This window comes from Buttiauxella agrestis (genome assembly GCF_900446255.1).
Taxonomy (GTDB): Bacteria; Pseudomonadota; Gammaproteobacteria; order Enterobacterales; family Enterobacteriaceae; genus Buttiauxella; species Buttiauxella agrestis.
On sequence record NZ_UIGI01000001.1, the window covers coordinates 3,324,699 to 3,350,732 of the forward strand.

The following is a 26,034-nucleotide window of genomic DNA, read 5'->3' on the forward strand; positions in this document are numbered from 1 at the left end:
CGGCAAAATGATAAGGGAACTGAATGAGTTGTATTTGTCATCATCACTCTCTTTCTGGAGGCAATGATACTCATATAGGGGTATTTGTTATTGCCTGGTATCAATAAAGGAGGATTATCTGTGGGAATGAGAATAATTACGGCATAAAAAAAGCGCCCTTAGGCGCTTTTTAAGTATGAAACAGAACTAATGTATTAGCCGCAATGATTAGCCGATGTACTCAAGGCCTTTCATGTACGGACGCAACACTTCTGGAATTTCGATACGTCCATCAGCTTGCTGGTAGTTTTCCAGTACTGCAACCAAAGTACGGCCCACAGCCAAACCTGAACCGTTCAGAGTGTGTACCAGGCGGGTTTTCTTGTCCGCTTTGCTACGGCAACGAGCCTGTAAACGGCGCGCCTGGAAATCCCACATATTCGAACAAGAAGAGATTTCACGGTAAGTGTCCTGCGCCGGCAACCAGACTTCGAGATCGTAGGTTTTAGCCGAGCCGAAACCGATATCGCCACTGCACAGCAGCACTTTACGGTATGGCAGACCCAACAATTGCAGCACTTTCTCAGCGTGCCCGGTCAGTTCTTCCAGTGCATCCATAGAATCTTCAGGGCGCACAATCTGAACCATCTCGACTTTATCGAACTGGTGCTGACGAATCAGACCACGGGTGTCACGACCGTAAGAACCCGCTTCTGAACGGAAGCATGGCGTATGAGCGGTCATTTTCAGCGGCAGAGATTCTTCATCAATAATCTCGTCACGCACCAGGTTGGTCAACGGCACTTCAGCGGTTGGGATCAACGCATAGTTGCTGCTGTCAGCCTCTTCATCCAATGGACGAGTATGGAACAAGTCGCCGCCAAATTTTGGCAACTGACCCGTACCGTACAACGTTTCTTGGTTCACCAGGTACGGGACATAGTTTTCAATGTAACCATGCTGTTCGGTGTGCAAATCGAGCATGAACTGGCTCAGTGCGCGGTGCAGGCGAGCAATTTGCCCTTGCATCACAACAAAACGAGAGCCGGTCAGTTTAACCGCAGAAGCGAAATCCAGGCCTTTAGCCATCTCACCCAGCGTCACATGGTCACGCACTTCAAAATCGAATTTACGTGGCTCACCCCAGCGACTGATTTCAACGTTTTCGCTGTCGTCTTTACCCATCGGTACGCAATCGTCCGGGAGGTTAGGCAGAGTCAGCGAGATATCACGGATCTCTACCAGCAGGGCATCAAGTTCAGTTTTCGCCGCATCAAGTTCTTCACCGAGTTGGTTAACTTCCTGACGCAATGGCTCGATGTCCTCCCCGCGCGCTTTCGCCTGGCCGATGGATTTCGATCGCGAGTTACGCTCAGCCTGCAGATTTTCTGTTTTAACCTGCAATACTTTACGACGCTCTTCCAGGGAGCGCAGCGTTTCTACATCCAGCTTGAAGCCTCGGCGTGCCAGTTTTTCAGCGACTGCGTCTGGCTCTGTACGCAGTAGATTGGGATCGAGCATGCTTATCCTGTGCTTATCGAATTAAATGAAGGGGATAGCGGTCACAGCCTGCAACCGCATTGATAGTCTTGCTAACCTTACCGCAACGCCTGAATTATCGGTAGCGTTTTGTCGGGCTATTTTGATCCTGTTCAGCAAGCCAGGCGAGCTTTTCACCAATCTTGCCCTCAAGACCTCTGTTTGTAGGCTGATAATAGCGTGTTTGTGCCATTTCCTGCGGGAAGTAAACTTCTCCGGAAGCATAAGCATTGGGTTCGTCATGAGCATAGCGATACTCCTGGCCGTACCCCATTTCTTTCATCAGTTTGGTTGGCGCATTACGAAGATGAACAGGAACGTCGTAATCCGGGCGCTCACGGGCATCAGCCATTGCTGCCTTGAAAGCTTTGTAAACTGCATTACTTTTTGGCGCGCAAGCAAGATAAACAATAGCTTGTGCAATGGCGCGCTCCCCTTCTGCAGGGCCAACGCGCGTGAAGCAATCCCAGGCAGCGATAGCGACCTGCATACCACGTGGATCGGCATTGCCGACATCTTCGGACGCAATCGCTAACAAACGCCGGGCAACATATAAAGGATCGCCGCCCGCCGTAATAATGCGCGCATACCAGTAAAGTGCAGCATCCGGCGAGGAACCGCGCACTGACTTGTGCAGCGCGGAAATCAGATCGTAGAAACGGTCGCCTTTGTTATCAAATCGCGCACTGCGTTCGCCTGCAATTTCAGTCAACAGCGCAATCTGTAGCACACGATTTCCACTCACATCAATTTCGGCCATATCAGCCATCATTTCCAGCGTGTTCAGTGCGCGGCGAGCGTCACCGTTGACCAGTTGAGCGATAGCCAGACGAGTTTCGTCCGGCAGGACAATATTCTGCCCGCCGTAGCCGCGAGCCGTGTCATTCATCGCCTGATCGAGAACTTTTTCAATATCTTCAGTGGTCAGCGATTTGAGCAAATAAACCCGGGCACGTGAAAGTAAAGCGGAGTTCAACTCGAATGAGGGATTTTCAGTGGTCGCGCCAATAAAGGTTATCGTGCCGTCTTCAATATGCGGTAAGAAAGCATCTTGCTGGCTTTTGTTAAAGCGATGGACTTCGTCAACAAACAGAATCGTGCGTCGCCCAGCATTACGACTCTGACGCGCGCGCTCAATAGCCTCGCGGATTTCTTTTACACCAGAGGTAACAGCAGAGATTCGTTCTACATCAGCGTCCGCATAATGCGCAATGACTTCCGCAAGCGTGGTTTTACCTGTGCCTGGGGGGCCCCATAAAATCATCGAATGGAGATGCCCGGCTTCGATAGCTTTAGGGAGAGGTTTGCCTGGAGCGAGAAGATGCTGCTGGCCGATATACTGCGCGAGGTTCTCCGGCCGCATACGCGCGGCCAGAGGCTGGAAGGTATTTTCAGAAAAATCGAGCGACAAGTTGCTCACTCATACCTCTACTTACGTTGGTCGTCCACCGTCACGCCTTTAGGCGGGGTAAACGTAAACTTGCTCATATCCACCGAGCCATTTTGCTGAGATTTCAACGCATAGCTGCTGCGCTGATCGTCTTGCTCAATAGCACTGAACTGATGGATGGTTCCATCACGTCCAACGTTAATGGTGAATTGCTTAAGATTACCGGCGCTGGTTTTAGGCGTCAGAATAAAATCATCACCGTTTTGCTTGATGTTGTACTGCTGCCAGTCGCTGCTTTGGTTGCGCGCAATCAGCATAAACGGCGTATTCCCGGTCGCATCTTTCAACCAGGTAGCACTCACTTGTTCAACAAATGGGTTGTAGAACCACAATGTTTTCCCATCGGAAACCAGGACGCTTTCGTCTGGCTGAGTCATGTGCCAGTTGAATAAGTTTGGGCGCTTAACCCACAGATCACCCTGACCTTCTTGCACTGCAGCGCCGCCACCGTCGGTGACTTTCTGTGTGAAGCTTGCGTGGAAGCTGCTGACTTTATCCAGACGCGTTTTCAGGTCGCCCGCGGCGTCAGCCCAGGCAGCAGTTGCGGTCAGAGCAGTCAATAAAGCACAAGTAATAACGATTTTCTTCATTACGATCCCTTAAATTCATGCGCCACATAGCGACTGCACTGTGGCATTTCTGCTGCCCACTCTAGTCGAGAAATGTTGGGGAGCAACAGAAGAAAAAGCTGATTTTCCGGTAATTTACCCTTCTTTGCATAAAAGCCGCAACTGCGGCTCTGATGCAAAAAGTTACTCAAATGGCGGTGGTGCAAGCACTTCGCGATTCCCGTTGTGACCTTGCGCACTCACGATCCCCTGCGCTTCCATCTGTTCAACAATACGGGCTGCACGGTTATAGCCAATGCGGAACTGACGCTGAACACCGGAAATAGAAGCTTTACGTTTTTCAACCACGAAGGAAACGGCCTGATCAAACAGTGGATCAAGCTCTTCGTCGCCATCAAGCCCGCCACCTGCACCGCCTTCACTTTCGTTATCGGAAGTGATACCCGTGATGTACTGCGGACGACCACGCGCTTTCCAGTCCTGGACCACAGCATGGACTTCCTGGTCCCGAACAAACGCGCCATGAACACGTACAGGCAGCGTCGAGTTTGGCCCGGAATAAAGCATGTCACCCATTCCCAGCAGCGACTCAGCGCCAGCCTGATCAAGAATGGTTCGGGAGTCGATTTTGCTTGAGACGGTAAACGCCACACGCGTCGGGATATTCGCTTTGATCAACCCTGTAATAACGTCAACGGATGGGCGCTGAGTGGCCAGCACCAGGTGAATACCCGCAGCACGCGCTTTTTGCGCCAGGCGGGCAATCAACTCTTCTACTTTCTTACCGACCGTCATCATCAGGTCAGCAAACTCATCGACCAACACAACGATATACGGCAGCTTTTCGAGCATTGGATGGGAAACTTCCATGCTGTCGCCTGGTTTCCAGAATGGATCTGGAATTGGACGACCCATGCGTTCAGCTTCCAGCACACGTTCGTTGTAACCTGCCAGATTTCGAACGCCCAGAGCAGACATCAGTTTGTAGCGGCGTTCCATTTCGTTCACGCTCCAGCGCAATGCATTGGCCGCATCTTTCATATCCGTTACGACTTCCGTTAACAGATGTGGGATACCTTCATACACTGACAACTCAAGCATTTTCGGGTCGATCATAATAAAGCGCACTTCTTCAGGTGTCGCTTTATACAACATACTGAGGATCATGGCGTTCACACCAACAGACTTACCGGACCCGGTGGTACCCGCAACCAGCAAGTGTGGCATTTTCGCCAGATCGGCAATCACCGGTTCGCCACCGATATCTTTACCCAGGACGACCGTTAACGGAGAAGCGCTTTCGCGGAACTTAGCGCAGTCGAGAACTTCGCGTAGGTAAACGGTCTGGCGTTTTTTGTTTGGTAACTCAAGGCCCACATAGGGTTTGCCTGGAATAACTTCAACGACACGCACCGCAACTGTTGATAACGAGCGCGCAAGGTCGCGCGACAAGTTAGAAATGCGAGCAGCTTTGACACCTGGCGCTAAATCCAGCTCGAAACGGGTGATAACCGGACCTGGAGAGTAATCCACCACATCGGCTTTAATCCGGTAATCGGCAAGACGAGCTTCTACCAGGCGAGCCATTTGCTCTAGCGCGAAGGTGTCAATCGGCTCCACTTCTGCTGGTGGTGAGGTCAACAAGTCCAGCGATGGCAATGGTGTTGTTGGGCGCTGCCGTGGACGATCGTCCCCATTACGCATCAGGAATGGGTGAATCAAACTTTCTTGCACCGGAGGTGCTGCAACAGGAGCAGGTGCTGGCGGTTGCTGCTGCACATGCGACTGCGGCGCGGCTTGCCAACTTTGCGGTTGTTGAACAGGGGCTGGTGCTTCAACCGGACTCGGCGTAAATAACGGCTCACTCGGGCCATCATCAACTAACGTTTTCATTGGCGAGAAATCAAAATCATCCAGTGAGAACGGCACATTATTTGGCTGTTGCTGAGTCGGTTGCTGTTGTTCCGCGGAGTAACGCTGTTGCTGCTGCGCTGCAAACTGGCGAGCTAATTCTGCCTGCTCAGCCTCTGCTTCATCTTGCTGCGTCGCATCGTCTTTATACTCTTCACCATAACGCTGTTGTTGCTGAGCCGCGAACTGGCGAGCGAGTTCCTGCTGTTCCATTTCCTCGGCATCGTCAGCATAGTCGTCTTCCATATCCATCCCGCCCTGGCGACGCGCTTCTTCTTCAGCCATTCGCTGAGAAGGCAACTTGATGCCATAGGACGCAAGCTCACGACGAGTCGGAACGCGCACACGATTTGGACGTGGCAACTGCGGGCCAATCCCCTCTTTGACCTGAGGGCGAGGCGCGTCGCTGGCAATGCTAAACACCGGGCTAAAGGCTGCCGCGACACCTGCGACTTTTGCAGCATCTTTAACTCCTTGCGGAATTTCCGGCGTTGGCACGATCGGAACTTCCGGCATTACGCTGGACATCCCCTGAGGCATAGCCGGTGTTTCAATCCGCGAAGCGTCCGTAGATGTTGTAGATGCAAAAGCGGGTGAGCTGTCATAGCCATAAGGATCAGGCTTAGGCTCATTTACCGGCTGATACCAGGCTGCCAGTTGCTCACGTTCACGCGCACGACGCTCTTCGACTTCTTCGAAATGGTACAGTGGCGGGCGAACAGCGGGTTTGAATTCTTCAACTGGCTCAGGCTGAACAACAGGCTCTGGAGCCTCTGGTTCATAGTAAGCCGGTTCAACAAAAGGTTGCTCCACAGCCGGTTCTGACCAATGGCTGGTGACTTGCTGCGGATGCTGCTGTGGATTTTGTTGCGCAGAGTATTGCGGATGATATTGATCCGCCGGACGAGGCGCGTCGTAACTTTCAGGCGCAGGCGCAATCACGGGCTCAGGCGTCACCGTTGTAGGCGCAGGTTCCCAGGCAATCGCGGGATGGTGATCCACTTCTGGTGCCGGAGCAGCTACTGGTGATACGGTCGCGGTTGGCATAACGGGAGCGGCATAGGCAGGGGTCGCCATTGCAGCGGCGGCAGTTGCCGCAACCGGGGCAACGATAGACTGCCCGTGTAATAAGGGATCGTATTCGTCGCTTTCCGGTAGTGTTGCTTTATTCCCTGAGAACAAAACGTCGTCCTCAGGCGGCGTCGCTTTATTTCCCGAGAATAAAACGTCATCTTCCGCATCATCCATACGCTTACCAGAAAACAGTGCAGTGTCTGTTTTACGCGCGTTAGGATTGGAGAATTTCTCAGATATACGCTGCTTACGTGCCAATGCTCCACGCAAAATACGCGCACGACGAGACTCACGCTTTTCCGTTACTTCTGGAGCGTGTTCTTCGTTATGTTCTTCATCTTCATAGTCGTAATCATCGTCATGCCAGGTGTTATCCCGGCGCGTACGGTTGCTGGCAAAAGTCAGTACGCTTAATGTCGCACTGCCAATTTTCTCTGCAATACTGACCCAGGACCAGCCGGTAAACAGGGTTAAACCTGCCGCCCAAACGCACAACAACGCAATTGTGCCGCCGCTGCTATTAAGCAAAGGCATCATCGCAGTGCTGAGCAAACTTCCTATTACGCCACCTGAGGCAAAGTACCAAATATCATCTGCGTTTATCGCCGCCAGGCCACAGGCCGTAAGCACCATGGCCAATACACCAATCAGGCGCAAGGAAACGGCAAAGTAATCAACAAACTCTTCGCTATCACGGTTACGGAAGGTGAACCAACACGCACCGATAATGATTACCGGGATGGTGTAGGCCATCACGCCAAAGATGAATAGCAGAGTATCAGCCAGCCACGCACCTGGCATTCCACCCAGATTATGGATAGGTTCGTGCCATGCGGTTTGTGACCAACTCGGATCGGAAGGATTAAAACTGAGCAACGCCACCATCAAATAGACGGCAAAAATGGCAACAAGAAGCAGTAACGCCTCTAACGCACGACGCCCGCTGCTGAGTTTCCTCAATGTAACTTCTTTTTCTTCGGTGTATTCCTGGCTCAAGTAAGACTCTCCAGGTCCTTAATAAATATGGAGAGCAACAGTGCCGGGCATTCCCGGCACTGTTGCTGTATGAATTACCAGGAGTGTAACCAAAATACGCAGATTTTGCACCTGGCCCGTGTTAACGGGTCTTAATAACCAGACGATTGCTCTGTTTGACCTCTTCCATCACTACGTACGTACGGGTATCGTTCACACCCGGCAGTCGCAACAAGGTTTCGCCTAGTAATTTGCGGTACGCAGACATATCAGGTACACGGGTTTTCAACAGATAGTCGAAATCGCCGGATACCAAATGACATTCTTGAATTTCTTCAAGTTTCTGAACTGCGGCGTTAAATTGCTCAAACACATCCGGGGCGCCACGATTCAGAGTAATCTCAACAAAAACCAGAAGTGATGCATCCAGATAATGCGGGTTCAACAGAGCGGTGTAGCCCTGAATGAAACCCTGTCGTTCCAGACGACGCACGCGCTCAAGGCACGGAGTCGGTGAAAGCCCTACTCGCTTCGAAAGCTCGACGTTGGAAATACGTCCGTCCTTCTGCAGTTCATTCAGAATGTTACGATCGATGCGGTCGAGATCTTTGCCAGGGCGCTTCTTACTATCTACCATTATTATTGTCTCTCTTTGTTCCTTCCTTCACCTGCCATAACCCGGTCAACGTCAATGTTCCGAGTGTACGTGAGAAGACCGGTGCCCAATGGCCGCTATCGACATCACTCATGGCGTCTGTCCACGCCATGAGTAGATTTCAATAACCCGGTAAAATTGCATCAGGTATGCGTGATTATTTTACTGCTCTCACACCAAATGTTTTTCTTCCTCGAATGTTTTCGCAAATGCTTAGCGGATTGTCAAAGCAAAACATCGAAAATTAGTGGAACGTGCCATATATCCCGGCGACTTGACGATTATTCATCACTTTAGTGGCGTGACTAATTACCCTGTTCTGATGGATTTCTATGCGCTTTCTATTCATTTGCAGGGATTGATTGAACACGACTATTGCACATATCGTTAACACTATTACCCATCACCACCGTTGTACCCTTTTTTTAACCCGCCAAATTCCCTACAATCCCTCGATTGACTGCCAACGAACAATGAGGATCTCATGGGCACCGCTAAACACAGTAAATTGCTAATTCTTGGCTCCGGCCCTGCGGGCTATACCGCAGCAGTCTACGCGGCACGCGCTAACCTCAAGCCCGTCTTGATTACCGGGATGGAAAAAGGTGGGCAGTTGACCACAACGACTGAAGTTGAGAACTGGCCTGGCGATCCTAATGACCTGACAGGCCCAGCGTTGATGGAGCGCATGCACGAACATGCGACCAAATTCGAAACAGAAATTCTGTTCGATCACATTTCTAAAGTGGATTTGCAAAGCCGTCCGTTCCGTCTAACGGGCGACAGCGGCGAATACACCTGCGACGCGTTAATTATCGCCACCGGTGCTTCTGCTCGCTATTTGGGTCTGCCTTCTGAAGAGGCGTTCAAAGGTCGTGGCGTTTCTGCCTGCGCAACGTGTGACGGTTTCTTCTATCGCAATCAAAAAGTTGCGGTTATCGGCGGAGGTAACACTGCGGTTGAAGAAGCACTTTATCTGGCAAATATCGCCTCTGAAGTGCACCTGATTCACCGCCGCGATAGCTTCCGTGCCGAGAAAATCCTCATCAATCGTTTGATGGAGAAAGTGAAGAACGGCAATATCGTACTGCACACTAACCGCACGCTCGATGAAGTGACCGGTGACCAGATGGGTGTGAGTGGTCTGCGTCTGCGCGATGCACATAATACTGACCAGACTGAAGAGTTAGAAGTTGCAGGTCTGTTCGTCGCAATCGGCCACAGCCCGAACACCGGGATTTTCGCCGACCAGCTCGAGCTGGAAAACGGCTACATCAAAGTGCAGTCCGGTATTCACGGCAACGCAACACAAACCAGCATCCCTGGCGTGTTCGCGGCAGGCGACGTCATGGATCATATCTATCGCCAGGCGATTACCTCTGCAGGCACGGGCTGTATGGCTGCACTGGATGCCGAGCGCTACCTGGACGGCCTGGCCGAACAGAATAAGTAACTCTTAGCGCCTTCACCGGCAGTTTGAAGATACGTAAAGGCGACTGAATAGGTCGCCTTTCTTTTGTCTGCGTTGTAACATTGCCCGCAAATTTTGCCTGATAATTCATTATTTACCTGCACTGGCAACCCATGAACAAAACCCGTCAACAAAAACTTAGCCGCTGGCTAAAACAACAAAGCATTATTTCGCGCCGCTGGTTAGGGCTTTCCCGCGTTTTGGGTTTGATCAGTGGACTTTTAATTGTTGCTCAAGCCTGGCTGTTAGCCCGGATGTTGCAGCACATGATCATGGAAAACATTCCTCGCGAAGCGCTGCTTCTGCTCTTTGTCATCCTGATACTGATTTTTGTATTGCGCGCATGGGTGGTTTGGCTGCGTGAAAAAGCGGGTTTCTACGCCGGGTTGCACATACGGCAAGAAATTCGGCGCAAAGTGCTCGACCGCGTTCATGAGGCTGGCCCCGCCTGGATTCAGGGTAAGCCTGTGGGCAGTTGGGCTACGCTTGTGCTGGAACAAATTGAAGATATGCACGATTACTATGCCCGCTATCTGCCGCAAATGTCGCTTGCGGTGATGGTGCCGGTGCTGATTCTGATCGTGATTTTCCCGTCTAACTGGGTCGCCGCACTGATTCTGCTGTGTACTGCACCACTGATTCCGCTGTTTATGGCGATGGTAGGGATGGGTGCCGCAGATGCTAACCGTCGTAACTTCCAGGCACTCGCGCGTCTGAGCGGCCATTTTCTTGACCGTCTGCGCGGCATGGAAACGTTGCGTTTGTTCAATCGTGGAAATGCCGAAACCGAGAATATTCGTGCGGCTTCTCAGGATTTCCGCCAGCGGACAATGGAAGTGTTGCGCCTCGCATTTCTGTCTTCAGGCGTGTTGGAATTCTTTGCCTCGCTATCCATCGCCGTCGTCGCGGTCTACTTCGGCTTCTCGTATTTAGGCGAGTTGAATTTTGGCCATTACAGCACTGGCGTTACGCTATTTGCTGGTTTCCTGGCTTTGATTCTGGCTCCTGAATTTTTCCAACCGTTACGCGATTTAGGCACTTTTTATCATGCCAAAGCGCAAGCCGTTGGTGCAGCGGATAGCCTGATGACATTCCTTGATGCTCCGCTACAGCAGCGTAAACAAGGAACTGCCCGGTTCAATAATAACGAGCCTGTCAGCATCGAAGCGCGTGATTTGGTGATTCTTTCGACCGAAGAGAAAATACTCGCCGGCCCGCTGAACTTCACCCTTTCTGCCGGGCAGCGCGTGGTGCTGGTTGGGCAAAGTGGTGCCGGGAAAAGCTCTCTTCTCAATGTGATATCTGGATTTTTACCTTACCAGGGGCAGCTTCTGGTCAACGGGGTTGAGCTTTCAGAGCTGGATCCAAAATGGTGGCGCGAACAACTGAGTTGGGTCGGACAAAATCCGCAACTCCCTGCCCCCACTATTCGTGAGAACGTGCTTTTAGCGCTGCCGGATGCCAGCGCCGAACAATTAGCCGCTGCGTTAGAAAAAGCTTCAGTCAATGAATTCCTGCCGCTGTTACCGCAAGGGATTGATACACCGTTGGGTGAGTCAGCAGCACGCTTATCCGTCGGACAAGCACAACGAGTTGCCGTCGCGCGCGCCTTATTAATGCCATGCGGATTGTTATTGCTCGATGAACCTGCCGCAAGCCTGGATGCGCATAGCGAACAGCGTGTAATGGAAGCGCTGGGCAATGCCTCCCGTCAGCAAACCACCCTGATGGTGACGCACCAGTTAGATTACATCAACGATTGGGACGAGGTTTGGGTGATGCGTGATGGACGTATCGTGCAACAAGGGAATTTCGCAACGCTGGCCTCTCAGGAAGGCCCGTTTGCAACGTTACTGGCTCATCGCCAGGAGGAGATTTAATGCGCGCGCTACTCCCCTATCTTGCGCTTTATTGCCGCCACAAATGGTTACTGACGCTGGGCGTTGTGCTGGCGATTATTACTCTCTTAGCCAGTATCGGGCTGCTGACACTATCAGGCTGGTTCCTCTCCGCCGCATCGGTAGTCGGCGTGGCAGGCATTTATAGCTTCAACTACATGTTGCCTGCCGCAGGCGTTCGTGGCGGTGCGATTACCCGTACCGCGGGCCGTTATTTTGAGCGACTGGTGAGCCACGATGCGACTTTCCGCGTCCTCCAGCACTTACGTGTTTCTACCTTTAGCAAATTGCTGCCGCTCTCCCCTGCCGGGTTGGCTCGTTTCCGCCAGGGTGAGTTGCTTAACCGTCTGGTCGCCGATGTTGATACCTTAGACCACCTCTATCTGCGCGTAATTTCACCTCTGGTCGGTGCGTTTGTCGTGATTGTGGTCGTCACGTTCGGATTAAGCTGGCTGGATGTGCACCTGGCGCTCACGCTCGGCGGCATTTTATTGGCTACATTAGTTCTGCTGCCACCCGTGTTCTATTTTGCGGGCAGAAAAACCGGTGAAGCGATTACCGTTCAACGGGGGCAATATCGCCAGCAGCTTACAGCCTGGCTACAGGGCCACGCGGAACTGACCATTTTCGGTGCGACACAACGTTATCGCCAGCAGCTTGAAGCGAGCGAAGACAACTGGCAAGAAGCGCAACGCCGCCAGGCTGAACTTACGGCATTGTCGCAGGCCGTTATGCTGCTGGTTAGCGGAATCGCCGTCATTCTGATGCTGTGGATGGCCGCCGCAGGTGTGGGTGGAAATACCACGCCGGGTGCGCTGATAGCATTGTTTGTGTTCTGTGCACTCGCCTCGTTTGAAGCGCTGGCTCCCGTCACCGGGTCATTTCAGCATTTGGGGCAAGTGATTGCTTCGGCCTTGCGCGTGACTGAAATTACCAGCCAGAAACCTGAGGTTATTTTCACCGAGAAAACTCATGCGGTACCTGAGCGTGTAGCACTGGAGATTCACAACCTCAGCTTCGCTTATCCCGAACAGTCACAAATGGCGCTGCGTGATATTTCGTTGCAGGTTGAAGCCGGTCAACACGTCGCTATTTTGGGTCGAACCGGGTGCGGAAAATCGACACTGCTTCAGTTGCTAACCCGCGCCTGGGAACCCCAGCAGGGCGAAATTCGGCTTAATGGTGAGGCGCTCAGCCAATTCGATGAAACGGCTTTACGGACTTCAACCAGCGTCGTGTCGCAGCGTGTGCATTTGTTTAGCGCCACACTGCGCGACAATCTTCTACTCGCCGCACCTGACGCCGGCAATGATGAGCTGAAGCAGGTTCTTACCCGCGTGGGTCTTGAGAAGTTGTTAGACGATTCAGGTCTTAATAGTTGGTTGGGTGAAGGTGGCCGCCAGCTTTCTGGTGGCGAACTGCGCCGCCTGGCCATTGCGCGTGCATTGCTGCACGATGCGCCACTGTTTTTGCTCGACGAACCGACCGAAGGTCTGGATGCAGAAACTGAGCGTCAAATACTTGATTTACTGGCAGAAGTGACCAAAGAGAAAACCGTCTTAATGGTCACTCATCGCCTACGCGGACTGGCTAATTTCGACAGCATAATTGTGATGGACAACGGGCAAATTATTGAGCAAGGTAATCACGCAGATTTGATGGCTAGCGCAGGTCGTTATTATCATTTTCATCAGCGTTTGTAGCCTGTGTAATTGGTCTATTATCAATAATTATTGCTAGCCGTGGAGCCGTGTCGTCATGCGCCTTATTCAGCTTTCTCGTGACTCAATCGCCTTCCCTTCCCCGGAAGGCGCGTTGCGTGAACCTAATGGGTTATTGGCACTTGGCGGCGATTTAAGTCCGGCTCGTTTGTTAATGGCTTATCAGCGCGGCATCTTTCCGTGGTTCTCGCCTGGCGACCCGATTTTATGGTGGTCGCCCGATCCGCGTGCGGTGCTTTTCCCGGAACAGTTTCACCTGAGTCGCAGTATGAAGCGCTTCCATCGCGACTCGCCCTATCGTGTCACGCTAAACCATGCTTTTGAGCGTGTTATCAGCGACTGCGCAGATGACCGTGAAGAAGGTACATGGATTACGCCCGAGATTATCGACGCCTATACGCGACTGCACGAATTAGGTCACGCTCATTCTATTGAAGTCTGGGAAGGAGATGAACTGGTTGGTGGAATGTACGGTGTGGCGCAAGGTGCATTGTTTTGCGGTGAGTCGATGTTCAGCCGCCGGGAAAATGCATCCAAAACTGCGTTACTGGTATTCTGCCAACACTTTCTAAGCTACGGCGGGAAATTGATTGATTGCCAGGTTCTTAACGCGCATACCGCATCTTTAGGTGCAATTGAAATTCCGCGTCGGGAATATCTGGAACATCTGTCGATATTTCGTCCACAACATCTGGCATCGTATTGTTGGGTGCCACAAATCCTGTCGTAACGATAATGTTTACGGCACATTACTGTTAAGAGTGTTATAATTAGCCCCGCAGAGTGAGCTCTGCTCATTACCCCGCCGCCGTTTGGGATTAGCTTTAACAGGGACAACCCATCGTTTATCTCTTCGCAGCCCTCATCGCAGGCACAATCCGTGCAGCTTTTGAGTGGGTTTTGGGTAATGTGCAAATTGCACTTTCGCTGGTGATTTCACCAACAATTCTTTACATGATACGTGAACTTGGGCATTATCTTGCCGGTTCAAAACTATGGTAGTGATACCCTCGAGGATTAGATGGCCAAAGAAGACAATATTGAAATGCAGGGTACCGTTCTTGATACGTTACCTAACACCATGTTCCGCGTTGAGCTGGAAAACGGGCACGTGGTAACCGCTCATATCTCCGGTAAAATGCGTAAAAACTATATCCGCATCCTGACGGGTGACAAAGTCACTGTAGAGCTGACCCCGTACGACCTGAGCAAAGGCCGCATTGTCTTCCGTAGTCGCTGATAGTTTTATTTAGCGCTGCATAGATACATGCGGCGCAGACAATTTAGTAATGAAAAGGCCAGGTTAATAACCTGGCCTTTTTTTATGGCAACACGAATGAATTAGTGTGCTGCTTCTGGTTTATGCTTCTGAGCGCTATGGAAGTCATAAGTCAGTTTCTGGTTCTCTTTATCCAGAGCCACAGTCACTTGACCACCATCCACCAGTGAACCAAACAGCAGTTCGTTAGCGAGCGGTTTTTTCAGGCTGTCCTGAATGACACGCGTCATTGGGCGAGCACCCATTGCACGGTCATAGCCTTTTTCCGCAAGCCAGTCACGGGCTTCCTGGCTCACTTCCAGAGACACACCTTTCTGATCCAATTGCACCTGAAGCTCGACGATAAATTTGTCGACAACCTGGTGAATCACATCCGTAGACAGATGGTTGAACCAAATGATGTTGTCCAGACGGTTACGGAACTCTGGAGTAAAGATCTTTTTGATCTCTTCCATCGCATCGGTGCTGTTGTCCTGACGAATCAGGCCAATAGACTTACGCTCGGTTTCACGCACGCCGGCGTTAGTGGTCATCACCAGAATCACATTACGGAAATCGGCTTTGCGCCCGTTGTTATCGGTCAGCGTACCGTTATCCATAACCTGCAATAACAGGTTGAAGACATCCGGGTGCGCCTTTTCGATTTCATCAAGCAGCAACACTGAGTGAGGATGTTTAATCACTGCATCCGTCAACAGCCCGCCCTGGTCGAAACCAACGTAGCCTGGAGGTGCGCCGATCAAACGGCTCACGGTGTGGCGTTCCATGTATTCGGACATATCAAACCGCAGCAGCTCAATGCCCAGCGATTTCGCCAATTGCACGGTGACTTCTGTTTTACCCACACCGGTTGGCCCGGCAAACAAGAAGGAACCCACAGGTTTATGATCGTGCCCTAACCCGGCGCGGCTCATTTTAATGGCTTCAGTTAACGCCTCGATGGCTTTATCCTGGCCAAACACCAGCATTTTCAGGCGATCGTCCAGGCTGCGCAGCGTATCGCGGTCGCTTGCTGAAACACTTTTCTCCGGGATACGCGCAATACGCGCAACCACGGTTTCGATGTCAGAGACATTGACCGTTTTCTTACGCTTGCTCACCGGCATCAGGCGGCTACGAGCGCCCGCTTCGTCGATAACGTCAATCGCTTTATCTGGCAAATGACGATCGTTGATGTATTTCACCGCCAACTCCACCGCGGCACGAATCGCTTTCGCGGTGTAACGCACGTCGTGGTGCGCTTCGTACTTCGGTTTCAGGCCGTTAATAATCTGAACGGTTTCTTCAACGCTTGGCTCAGTAATATCAATCTTCTGGAAGCGACGCGCCAGAGCACGGTCTTTTTCGAAGATATTGCTGAATTCCTGGTACGTAGTTGAACCGATAACCCGAATCTTGCCGCTCGACAGCAGCGGCTTAATCAGGTTTGCAGCATCAACTTGCCCACCGGATGCGGCACCCGCACCAATAATGGTATGAATTTCATCGATAAACAGGATGCTGTTCTGATCCTGCTCGAGCTGTTTAAGCAGCGCTTTGAAACGTTTCTCAAAGTCACCACGGTATTTAGTGCCCGCCAGCAGCGAACCAATATCCAGCGAGTAAATCGTGCAATCGGCAATCACTTCCGGAACGTCGCCCTGCACAATACGCCAGGCAAGTCCTTCGGCAATGGCGGTTTTACCCACCCCGGATTCACCCACTAGCAGCGGGTTGTTTTTACGGCGACGACACAGAACCTGAATGGCGCGCTCAAGCTCTTTATCGCGGCCAATTAAGGGGTCTATCCCTCCCACGCGTGCAAGCTGGTTGAGATTGGTGGTGAAGTTTTCCATACGTTCCTCCCCGCCTGCTTGCTCTTCATTGACCGGATTTTCTGCCCCCGGAGCCTGATTTGGTTCGTCTTTACGTGTGCCGTGAGAGATGAAGTTCACCACATCAAGGCGGCTGACTTCATGTTTGCGCAGCAAGTACGCTGCCTGGGATTCCTGTTCGCTGAAAATAGCCACCAGCACGTTTGCGCCAGTCACTTCACTGCGACCAGAAGACTGGACGTGGAACACCGCACGTTGCAGCACACGCTGGAAGCTGAGCGTCGGTTGAGTATCGCGCTCTTCTTCACTGGCTGGCAGAACCGGTGTGGTTTGTTCGATGAAGGCCTCGAGTTCCTGTCGCAGCGCCACCAGATCTACGCTACACGCTTCCAGCGCTTCACGAGCTGATGGGTTGCTGAGTAAAGCCAGCAACAGATGCTCGACAGTCATAAACTCATGTCGGTGCTCGCGCGCTCTGGCGAAAGCCATGTTTAAACTGAGTTCCAGTTCTTGATTGAGCATAGGCACCTCCCCCAAATTTTGCCTTCTTCAGGCTTTTTCTAGCGTACACAGCAGCGGATGCTCATGCTCCCTTGCATACTGGTTCACTAACGCGACTTTGGTTTCCGCTACTTCTGCAGTAAAAATGCCACAGATAGCTTTACCCTGATAGTGCACAGTGAGCATCAATTGCGTTGCACGTTCTACATCATAAGAAAAGAACTTTTGCAGCACGTCAATAACAAATTCCATCGGCGTGTAGTCATCGTTCATTAACATCACTTTATACATCGACGGTGGTTTGAGCGCTTCGCGCAGTTTGTCGCCCACCAGCTGGTCGAAATCCAACCAATCGTTCGTCTTACCCATTGCAAATCGTCATCATGTTTAATCGCCCTTTGTCATGAAGGCGAAGCCCATAGGTTGAGTGTAATACGCTTTCAGTTAACGTGATTCATTGTGTTTAAAAGGGACGGTAAATCGCAATCGAGAGATTCGTCACATTAATCACAATAGCGTTAACTGCTTCAAATTTTTGATTCATTTTCATTCTTACCCCCCCGTGCAACGCTTGACGACATGGTTAAATTATCTACATTGTACAAGCGTGAGTTGGCGAGGTTTTGAACAGCCCGCCCTCACCCACCGGTTCTTTCCATCTCACTTATAAGATTTACGAAGGATGTAGAAGCATGGAGACGGGTACAGTTAAATGGTTCAATAACGCCAAAGGGTTCGGTTTTATCTGCCCTGAGGGCGGCGGCGAAGATATCTTCGCTCACTACTCCACCATTCAGATGGATGGTTACAGAACGCTTAAAGCCGGACAAACTGTCAGGTTTGATGTGCATCAGGGGCCAAAAGGCAATCACGCTAGTTTGATTGTGCCTCTTGAACTCGAAGCAGCGGTCGCCTGACCTTTTGTTTCATTGTGTACATCCCTAAATCAAAATGCCAGCTTGTACGCTGGCATTTTTATAACCAAACGTAATACCAAAGATTAAAATCATTCACGCGCTAACGCATCAATTGGATTTAATCGCGCGGCATTTCTTGCCGGTAGCCAACCAAATATAATCCCCGTAGCGGTCGAACACACAAATGCGGTCAGTAACGCCATCGGCGAAAACCCGATTTCCCAGCCGGGTAAAACCAGTTGCAGCGTGAAGGCAATCAACAAGGATAACGAAATCCCCAACGCACCGCCCACCAGACACACCAGCACTGCTTCAATCAGAAATTGCTGCAATACATCACTGGCTCTGGCTCCCACGGCCATACGAATGCCAATCTCTTTGGTACGTTCTGTCACCGAAACCAGCATGATATTCATCACGCCTATCCCACCCACCAGTAACGAAATCACCGCCACTAATGTCAGGAACATCTGAAGAGTACGTGTGGTCTTTTCTGCCGTTTTCAACAGCCCGTCCATATTGTAGGTGAAGAAATCTTTCTTACCGTGACGTAACTGCAACAACCGATTGAGCTGCTGTTCGGCTTCGTGGCTGTTATAACCCTCGTTCACCCGTACCGTAATCGAGTTAAGCCAGCTTTGCCCCATCACTCGCCCGGCCATGGTGTTATAAGGCAACCAGACACGCAGAATTTTGCTGCTGCCAAACATCGACTGCTTTTCTTGCGCCACGCCGATAACCGTCGCAGGCATGTTCCCCACCAGAATAATTTCGCCGACCACGTTGGCTTTATTCGGGAAGAGCTGGCGTTTGGTGTTGCTATCGAGCACCACCACTTGTGCACGCCCGGCCAATTGCTCCTCGTTGAAGGTATTGCCTTCACTAAAGCTCATGCCGTAAACGTTAAAATATTGGCTGCTGACACCATTCACGCTTGCCGCCGCATCAACGTTGCCGTAACGCACACGTAAATTGCTCGAGAGCGCCGGGGTGGCTGAACTGACCCACGGCTGCTGGCTGATAGCCGCCAGGTCGTCATATTTTAGCGCCTGTTGATACTGCGGATCGTCATCGCCGAAATCCTTACCCGGATAGATATCAATCGTGTTGGTGCCAATCGAGCGAATATCCTGTAATACCAACTGTTTCGCCGCGTCGCCAACAATCACAATCGACACCACGGATGCGATACCGATAATAATCCCCAACATGGTCAGCAAAGTGCGCATTTTATTCGCCGCCAGCGCCAGCCAGGCCATGCTGAATGCTTCACGAAAGCTGCTGATAGTTTGCTGAATCGCAGAATTGGTTGGCTGAGTTTTCACTTCTTTCTGCGCGGCAGATTCTTGCGCCACCGAGGGAGGATTGCTGATAATTTCACCGTCACGAATTTCAATCACACGCTGCGCCTGCGCAGCAATGGAAGGATCATGCGTCACAATGATGACGGTATGCCCCTGCTCACGCAGTTGCTTAAGCGTGGCCATCACTTCTTCACCGGAATGACTATCCAACGCGCCTGTCGGTTCGTCCGCAAGAATCACCTGCCCGCCGTTCATCAGGGCGCGGGCGATACTCACACGCTGCTGCTGGCCGCCTGAGAGCTGTGACGGCAAGTATTCCACACGCTCGGCAAGACCGAGGCGCATCAGCAAAGCTCGCGCCCGTTGCTGGCGGTAAACCCGCGCGGTTCCGGCATACACCGCAGGCACTTCAACGTTTTGAGTGGCATTGAGATGCGAAAGCAAATGGTAACGCTGGAAGATAAAGCCAAAATGTTCACGACGTAACGTGGCGAGCGCGTCACTGCCGAGAACTGCGGTATCTTGCCCGGCCACTTTGTAACTACCGCTGGTCGGTTTATCCAGGCAGCCGAGAATATTCATCAGCGTCGATTTACCGGAGCCAGACGCCCCAACAATCGCCACCATTTCGCCAGCTTCTATGGTGATGTTAATGCCTTTAAGCACTTCAACTTGTTCGTCTCCCGACGGATAGCTACGGCGAATATCCCGTAGCTCAAGCAGTGCCGTCATGGTGCGCTCCCGGCGGTGCTTTTCCCAATCACCACCTCTTCACCTTCAGTCAGTCCATTGGCGACTTGCACTATCGTGTCATTACGCATCCCGATGGTAATTTCACGGTCACGCGTTTCACCGTTGCGCAATACCGAAACTTTGTAGCGATTATCGCCAATTGGCTCGCCCAAAGCAGCAAGTGGAATAGTGAGCACGTCTTTTACGCCGCCAAGTTGGATATGCACTTGCGCTGTCATTTCAAGACGCAACACGCCTTTCGGATTCGGCACTTCAAAACGGGCGTTATAGAAAATCGCGTCGTTCACTTTTACCGGCGTCGGCAGAATATCAATGAGCACGCCTTCATAACGCGTTAATGGATCGCCCAGCACCGTGAACCAGGCTTTCTGGCCCGGTTTAAGGTGAATCACGTCCGCTTCAGAAACTTGCGCCTTAACCAACATGGTCCCGAGATCGGCAAGCGTCAGAATGTTTGGCGCTTGCTGCGCGGCAATTACCGTTTGGCCTTGTTTGGTGGTGATTTCAGTCACTTCACCTGCCATTGGAGCCACAATCTGGGTGTAATCGAGGTTGGTTTTTGCCGTGTCCAGCGAGGCCTGATTGCGTTTAATCTGCGCGTCTATGGTACCGATTTGCGCCTGCCTGACTTCCAGATCGGTCGCTGCGGTATCCAAATCCTGCTGCGAAACCGCCTGAGTTTTTGCCAGCGCCCGTTGGCGATTTAACGTCACTTGCGCGAGTTTCGCCTGAGCCACGGCCTGTCGCCGTTGCGCACGCAACTCCATGAGTGTCGCTTCAACTTCTTTGATTTGGTTTTGCGCCTGTTCCGGGTCTATAACCCCCAACAGCTGATCCTTTTTCACTTTATCGCCGATATTGACCGACAGCGTTTTGAGCTGCCCGCTGACCTGTGCACCGACGTCAACTTTGCGTAGAGCATCCAGTTTGCCGGTCGCCAACACGCTCTGTTGCAGCTCGCCTTTACGCACGATCATCGTCTGATAGACCGGCGCTGGCGCATTTAAAAACTGCCACAGCCAGATCACCAGGAGTAATACCAGCAGGCCCAGAAGCCAATAACGCTTTTTAATTTTTCCCTTAAATCTCATAGGTATCCTACAAACAAACTGGCAAATTAAACGAAGTATCAACAAAAACCATATGGTCTTATCGACCTGTTTGGCGATTGAACATTCGTTGAGCAAACAAATGGTGAAATTACGCCATAACCCTTTAACCAGGCCTCAACCATGTATCCAACTGCCGTAAACGAATTTATACCCAATACTCAACGCAATGGCTGGCAGTTATTTCTCTCTTTAGCCACCGGACAATGGATGCCTGGAAGCGCCTGGCAAAATCCGGTTTATCGTCGGAAATTCGTCCTGCGTTCTCTGACTACTCCGCTCGCGACGGCTCGTTTACTGGCCGATTTGGCCCACCAACCTTTTTTGGAAAAACTGCTCGCCGTGCAGCCGGGTTTACCCTGTCGTGCGCACCGTCCTTATTTAACGGCAAATTTTAACCGTAAGGATGCCGTTAATGCATTGTCTTTCCACTATCACGCTTTAACTCACGTACTGCCTGAGCACTTGTTACAGCAGCACTATTCAGCCAGTGGTGTGCGACTGGCAACAATAACGGGTAAAGATGAGAACTTCTACCATCTTGATTTATGCGCTATCGCCAATGTGGATAAAGAAGGTGAAGCGACAATAACCCTGAGCCGTGATGATGGGGTTGCCCTCGCCGGGTTAACTTTCACACTATGCCAACATCATGATAAGCCGACTTTGTTCATCGGTGGGCTACAGGGCGCTAAAAGTGATATCCCGCATGAATACATTCAGATTGCGACAAAAGCCTGTCATGGCTTATTCCCGAAGCGTCTGGTGCTGGAAGCGGCCTGTCTGCTGGCGCATCATTTAGGCATGAGCCAGATTCTGGCAGTGAGTAATAACGCACATATTTATCGTTCCTGGCGTTATTCGAAAAAGAAGAAAGACAAAATCCATGCCGATTACGATAGCTTCTGGGAATCAATGAGCGGGGAATTAACGCCTGAAGGTTTCTTTGAACTGCCACTTAATGTGTCACGCAAACCCATTGAGGATATCGCCAGCAAAAAACGCGCTGAGTATCGCCGCCGCTACAGTTTGTTAGATGAGATGATGGAGCAAATTGAGCAGCAGCTTTAGTCCAACGGCCGGGTTAGTCAGCCCGGCCACGTGCAAGCCACAACACTCGCGAGAACATCTTTCGCAGCAGTGACGGTACCGCATCCACACCCCGCCTTCCGGCTTCCATTGCCACTTCAATCGCTAAATCGGGTTTTGAGGAGCGATGAATTGCTTTGACGATAACCCGGCGCATATTCATCGGCACGTTTTCAGGGAGTTGCGCCACCCGGTGATAGACATCGGAAAACCCTTGCCGATACATGAAATGCTCCATATCCATCGCAGGTAATGCGGTTAAATGATCGCGTTCCTGGTCACGATCGTTTTCCAGAATGCCGCGCACGACGGAGGCATATTTCTTGCCGGCTTCGTCGCCATCCACCAGCACATGCCATTCAATACCCATACGTCGGGCAAACTTAATCAATGGCCGCAGCCCCGACTGGGCGAACTCAATAACCTTCACCCCTTCGGCGTCGAAATGGTGCCCACACTGGCGCGCCAGTTCGTTCATCACCCACACTTCTGTTTCCCCTTCAACCAATAGCCAGCAGCGGGCAAACAGCGAAGAAGCACGGTTAAAGCGGATATGAAATGCGATGCGGCGACTGTCTTCGGCGTTCATGCCACCGGGGCCGAGCCGCCAGGCTGCGACTTTAGAGGATTCACGCACCAGTCGGCAGACGTGCTCGACGGGCGTAAGGGATAACAATTCACCCGAATTGGTGGTGGTGATTTTTTGCAGCGGCAACAAGTTTAGTAAATGCCAGGCCACCGACAACATAATGGGATGCAGTCGGGTTTCGGGATCTTCGACCAGCAATAAAGGCCGCGCATTTTTATCCAGCGCCACGCTGCCTTTCGCTTGCAAAAGCGTGGAGAACATTCCCAATAAAATCATCCGATGCGCCCGGCTATTAGGCTTATCTATCATCCGGTTGATGATATCCAGATAACGCCAGCTGCGTTGTTCATCGTGGGAGCGACGGCGTAATAAACGTTGGTGAGCTACTGCCCCCTGCTCAGAAAAATAGTGCTCAAGCAATTGCACCATCGCTGACAAGCCCTGGCGTAACTGCGCATCCGTAAGATTTTGTGGGCGCGACACCAGTTCACGCGAAAGAAAATCAAGCTGGCGAGCCGTCATTTCGGTTTCTGGCATCGTGGGTATGCTGTCATTGCGTAATCGACGCATAAAACGCGCGTCACGTAAGCGCAAAACGGGATTGAGGCGGGTAATTTGTTTTGCCACGTCATCAATATCATCAAGATCGATTGCGTGGCCTTTCTCGTCGAGAAAACTGCGAAGCGTCAAAATCGAATTGTCTGGCGCCAGCTCACCCACCAGACGGTACATAATGCGCTGAAAGCCGTCGTTACCTTCAACCCACACCGGCGCAAGTGAACGGTAACGCCGCCCAAGATGGTGCCCTGGAGCGGTCTCCCGAAACGTCAAAACAATGTGTAAATGGTGTTCCCGGCCTTGTACGTCGCCCGGCGGAAAGTAAAAATCATCACGATTAAAATGGTAAAGCGTTTCGTGCGGCGACAACAACAAGGTTAAGGCATCCAGCAGGCTCGATTTACCCCATGCGTTCTCGCCAATCAGCACGTTATTTTGCTCAAGCATTAACGAAAGACGGTTAATACCCCTGAATCCGACAATCTCTACTCGCTCGAGAAACATAATCCCTCCAGATTGGTTGATGCTTTCCATTAGCCGCACGGCTCAACGCATAACCTGAGTATATACCCTTCGTACCACAGGTTGCAGGTGAGCGTTACGGGTAATTTATGAAGTAGCAGGGATTATCTAAATTTCAATTTTTATTTTATTTAATAAAAGCCAAAAATCCTGTAGTTAATACTTGCCAACGTCATGATTATCATAAAATGCATTCAATAGCTGAAGATTCTTACTTTATTAAAAACTCTTCTATACTTTCTACGTGTTTATCCTTGTAAGGAATGCCATCTCATTGCCCTAAATCAATTTTTTAGGATTTTATAGGCTGGTTCTGACTTAGTGATCTCATTAACATTACTGCTCTTTTATTATTTACGTTACGCCTTAAATAGTTGTGACAAAAAATAATCGGATGGGTGCGTTTATTTACCCTACCCGCAGTTAAAATTATGAAACGCAGAGGTGGTTATGTTCAGGAAATTAGCAGCAGAATTCTTTGGTACGTTCTGGTTAGTATTTGGTGGTTGTGGCAGTGCGGTTCTCGCCGCAGCATATCCTGAATTGGGGATAGGTTTTGCAGGTGTCGCATTAGCATTTGGTTTAACCGTATTAACGATGGCCTATGCCGTCGGGCATATTTCCGGCGGCCACTTTAACCCGGCTGTGACTCTCGGTTTATGGGCAGGCGGACGTTTCCCGGCAAAAGAAGTGATTGGCTATGTTGTTGCGCAAGTCATTGGCGGTATTGTTGCGGCAGGTATTCTCTATTTAATTGCCAGCGGGAAAAGCGGTTTTGATGCAGCGGCCAGCGGTTTTGCATCGAATGGATATGGCGAGCATTCACCGGACCATTATTCCATGTTGTCAGCCATCATTATTGAAATCGTATTAACCTGTGGCTTCTTAATTGTTATTCATGGCGCAACAGACAAGCTTGCTCCAGCAGGTTTCGCACCTATTGCTATTGGCCTGGCGCTGACGCTGATTCACTTAATCAGTATTCCTGTCACTAACACCTCTGTGAACCCAGCCCGTAGTACTGCGGTCGCCATCTTCCAGGGCGGTTGGGCACTTCAGCAGCTCTGGCTGTTCTGGGTAATGCCAATTATTGGCGGTATCCTGGGTGGCATTATCTACCGTACTTTGCTGGAAAAACGTCACTAATCAGACTTTCGCGTCACCTGCCGAATTTTGGCAAGTGACGCGGCTTTCCCACCGCTCTTCGCCAATCTTCCCCCTGCATAAAAATCCTTTTTTTTCGTAGCTTTACTCATTCCCGAACTTTGGGTAGTGTGACATATGTCGTTACTTTTATTGCAAGGATTGTCCGCACCATGTTTTCGGGATTGTTAATTATCTTAGTGCCGCTGATTATCGGTTATCTCATTCCATTAAAACAAACCAGTCTGCTAAAGCTAATCAATCGCTTATTAAGCTGGATTGTGTACGTTATTTTGTTTTTCATGGGCATCAGCCTCGCATTTCTCGACAACCTGGCAAGTAATCTGCTGGCAATTTTTCATTACGCGGCGGTCACTGTCGTGGTGTTATTGTTGTGCAATGCAGCGGCACTGCTCTGGCTTGAGCGTTCAATGCCGTGGCGACATAACCACGAGCAAGAAAAACTCCCTTCACGTATTGCGATGGCACTGGAATCGCTCAAATTATGCGGCGTAGTGGTAGCCGGTTTTCTGCTAGGCCTGGCGGGATGGCCTATTTTGCAGCACGCAACCGATGCCAGCGAATACACATTAATCTTCCTGCTGCTATTGGTCGGTATCCAACTACGTAATAGCGGGATGACGCTAAAACAGATCGTTCTGAACCGAAGGGGCATGATTGTCGCCGTGGTCGTCGCACTCAGTTCCCTCGCCGGTGGCGTTATCAATGCCTTTATTCTCGACCTGCCGATTAAGACCGGACTGGCGATGGCCTCAGGATTCGGCTGGTATTCACTTTCGGGTATTTTAATGACCGAATCATACGGTCCGGTGATTGGCAGCGCCTCGTTCTTTAACGATCTGGCGCGTGAATTGGTGGCCATCATGTTGATTCCTGGCCTGGTTCGCCGCAGCCGATCAACCGCATTGGGGCTGTCTGGCGCAACGTCGATGGACTTCACGCTTCCGGTTCTGCAACGCAGCGGCGGTTTAGAAATTGTTCCCGCGGCAATCGTTCACGGCTTTATTCTCAGCTTGCTGACACCTTTACTCATGGCCTTTTTCGCCTCCTGATACCTCATTGGCGGTAGGTTTCTACCGCCGAAATTGCGCTAAATCAATCTCCCTCTAAGTTGCATTAAAAATCCCTTTTCCCGGTGTCGTACTGAGCATAATCTTAAACATGTATATTAAATATAACTTTAAAAAGGTACG

The 26,034-nt window shown here is 51.0% G+C and carries 19 protein-coding genes; 9 read left to right on the top strand and 10 right to left on the bottom strand.

Annotation, left to right across the window (positions count from 1 at the left end):
- Positions 1-207 precede the first annotated feature (207 nt).
- The 5 genes from serS to lrp form a co-directional block, all read right to left on the bottom strand.
- On the bottom strand, positions 208-1,500 hold the full coding sequence (gene serS, locus DY231_RS15805) for a serine--tRNA ligase (protein ID WP_115629827.1): 1,293 nt from the start codon (positions 1,498-1,500) through the stop codon (positions 208-210).
- Between the two features lie 94 nt (positions 1,501-1,594).
- Positions 1,595-2,938 (bottom strand): replication-associated recombination protein A, encoded by a 1,344-nt coding sequence (locus tag DY231_RS15810; protein WP_115629829.1) that lies wholly within the window; start codon positions 2,936-2,938, stop codon positions 1,595-1,597.
- Between the two features lie 8 nt (positions 2,939-2,946).
- Positions 2,947-3,558 carry an outer membrane lipoprotein periplasmic chaperone LolA gene (gene lolA / locus DY231_RS15815; RefSeq protein WP_115629831.1) on the bottom strand — a complete coding sequence of 204 codons (612 nt, stop codon included), beginning with the start codon at positions 3,556-3,558 and terminating at the stop codon, positions 2,947-2,949.
- 162 nt (positions 3,559-3,720) lie between these two features.
- The gene (locus DY231_RS15820) at positions 3,721-7,518 is read right to left on the bottom strand and encodes a DNA translocase FtsK 4TM domain-containing protein (RefSeq protein ID WP_115629833.1); all 3,798 of its coding nucleotides are present in this window, start codon (positions 7,516-7,518) and stop codon (positions 3,721-3,723) included.
- Between the two features lie 121 nt (positions 7,519-7,639).
- A complete protein-coding gene (lrp, locus tag DY231_RS15825) occupies positions 7,640-8,134 on the bottom strand; it encodes a leucine-responsive transcriptional regulator Lrp (protein WP_000228469.1) in 495 nt (164 codons plus the stop codon).
- A 502-nt stretch (positions 8,135-8,636) separates the two neighbouring features.
- On the opposite strand from lrp, the gene trxB reads away from it, so the two are divergent.
- The 5 genes from trxB (at position 8,637) to infA (ending at position 14,482) form a co-directional block, all read left to right on the top strand.
- Positions 8,637-9,605, top strand: a complete 969-nt coding sequence (gene trxB, locus DY231_RS15830; protein ID WP_115629835.1) for a thioredoxin-disulfide reductase — start codon at positions 8,637-8,639, stop codon at positions 9,603-9,605.
- Positions 9,606-9,736: 131 nt separating this feature from the next.
- A complete protein-coding gene (cydD, locus tag DY231_RS15835; RefSeq protein ID WP_115629837.1) occupies positions 9,737-11,503 on the top strand; it encodes a heme ABC transporter permease/ATP-binding protein CydD in 1,767 nt (588 codons plus the stop codon).
- The gene (gene cydC, locus DY231_RS15840) at positions 11,503-13,224 is read left to right on the top strand and encodes a heme ABC transporter ATP-binding protein/permease CydC (protein WP_115629839.1); all 1,722 of its coding nucleotides are present in this window, start codon (positions 11,503-11,505) and stop codon (positions 13,222-13,224) included. Before cydD ends, cydC begins: the two co-directional genes overlap by 1 nt.
- 55 nt (positions 13,225-13,279) lie before the next feature.
- Positions 13,280-13,972: a leucyl/phenylalanyl-tRNA--protein transferase gene (gene aat / locus DY231_RS15845; RefSeq protein WP_115629841.1), complete on the top strand. Its 693-nt coding sequence runs from the start codon at positions 13,280-13,282 to the stop codon at positions 13,970-13,972.
- A gap of 291 nt (positions 13,973-14,263) precedes the next feature.
- Positions 14,264-14,482: a translation initiation factor IF-1 gene (gene infA / locus DY231_RS15855; RefSeq protein ID WP_002211347.1), complete on the top strand. Its 219-nt coding sequence runs from the start codon at positions 14,264-14,266 to the stop codon at positions 14,480-14,482.
- A gap of 101 nt (positions 14,483-14,583) precedes the next feature.
- Here infA and clpA read toward each other — a convergent pair whose 3' ends face one another.
- Both clpA and clpS read right to left on the bottom strand, forming a co-directional pair.
- Entirely contained in the window at positions 14,584-16,857 is a 2,274-nt protein-coding gene (clpA, locus tag DY231_RS15860; RefSeq protein WP_034494294.1) for an ATP-dependent Clp protease ATP-binding subunit ClpA, read from the bottom strand.
- Between the two features lie 27 nt (positions 16,858-16,884).
- Complete coding sequence (gene clpS, locus DY231_RS15865; RefSeq protein WP_034456405.1) at positions 16,885-17,205, bottom strand: ATP-dependent Clp protease adapter ClpS; 321 nt, start codon at positions 17,203-17,205, stop codon at positions 16,885-16,887.
- 323 nt (positions 17,206-17,528) lie between these two features.
- On the opposite strand from clpS, the gene cspD reads away from it, so the two are divergent.
- A complete protein-coding gene (cspD, locus tag DY231_RS15870) occupies positions 17,529-17,753 on the top strand; it encodes a cold shock-like protein CspD (RefSeq protein WP_034456407.1) in 225 nt (74 codons plus the stop codon).
- Between the two features lie 89 nt (positions 17,754-17,842).
- Here the strand turns inward: cspD and macB are convergent, their stop codons facing one another.
- Together macB and macA are read right to left on the bottom strand one after the other, a co-directional pair.
- Positions 17,843-19,789 carry a macrolide ABC transporter ATP-binding protein/permease MacB gene (gene macB / locus DY231_RS15875; protein ID WP_115629843.1) on the bottom strand — a complete coding sequence of 649 codons (1,947 nt, stop codon included), beginning with the start codon at positions 19,787-19,789 and terminating at the stop codon, positions 17,843-17,845.
- The gene (gene macA / locus DY231_RS15880) at positions 19,786-20,901 is read right to left on the bottom strand and encodes a macrolide transporter subunit MacA (RefSeq protein ID WP_115629845.1); all 1,116 of its coding nucleotides are present in this window, start codon (positions 20,899-20,901) and stop codon (positions 19,786-19,788) included. Before macA ends, macB begins: the two co-directional genes overlap by 4 nt.
- A gap of 141 nt (positions 20,902-21,042) precedes the next feature.
- On the opposite strand from macA, the gene DY231_RS15885 reads away from it, so the two are divergent.
- Positions 21,043-21,990, top strand: coding sequence for a VirK/YbjX family protein (locus DY231_RS15885; protein WP_115629847.1), 948 nt, complete (start codon positions 21,043-21,045; stop codon positions 21,988-21,990).
- A 13-nt stretch (positions 21,991-22,003) separates the two neighbouring features.
- Here the strand turns inward: DY231_RS15885 and DY231_RS15890 are convergent, their stop codons facing one another.
- Positions 22,004-23,659, bottom strand: a complete 1,656-nt coding sequence (locus DY231_RS15890; protein ID WP_115629849.1) for an ATP-dependent endonuclease — start codon at positions 23,657-23,659, stop codon at positions 22,004-22,006.
- Between the two features lie 468 nt (positions 23,660-24,127).
- Here DY231_RS15890 and aqpZ point away from each other — a divergent pair, with 468 nt between their 5' ends.
- The gene (gene aqpZ / locus DY231_RS15895) at positions 24,128-24,823 is read left to right on the top strand and encodes an aquaporin Z (protein WP_034494288.1); all 696 of its coding nucleotides are present in this window, start codon (positions 24,128-24,130) and stop codon (positions 24,821-24,823) included.
- Positions 24,824-24,993: 170 nt separating this feature from the next.
- Positions 24,994-25,893: a LysO family transporter gene (locus tag DY231_RS15900; RefSeq protein ID WP_034494287.1), complete on the top strand. Its 900-nt coding sequence runs from the start codon at positions 24,994-24,996 to the stop codon at positions 25,891-25,893.
- The last annotated feature ends 141 nt before the right edge of the window (positions 25,894-26,034 follow it).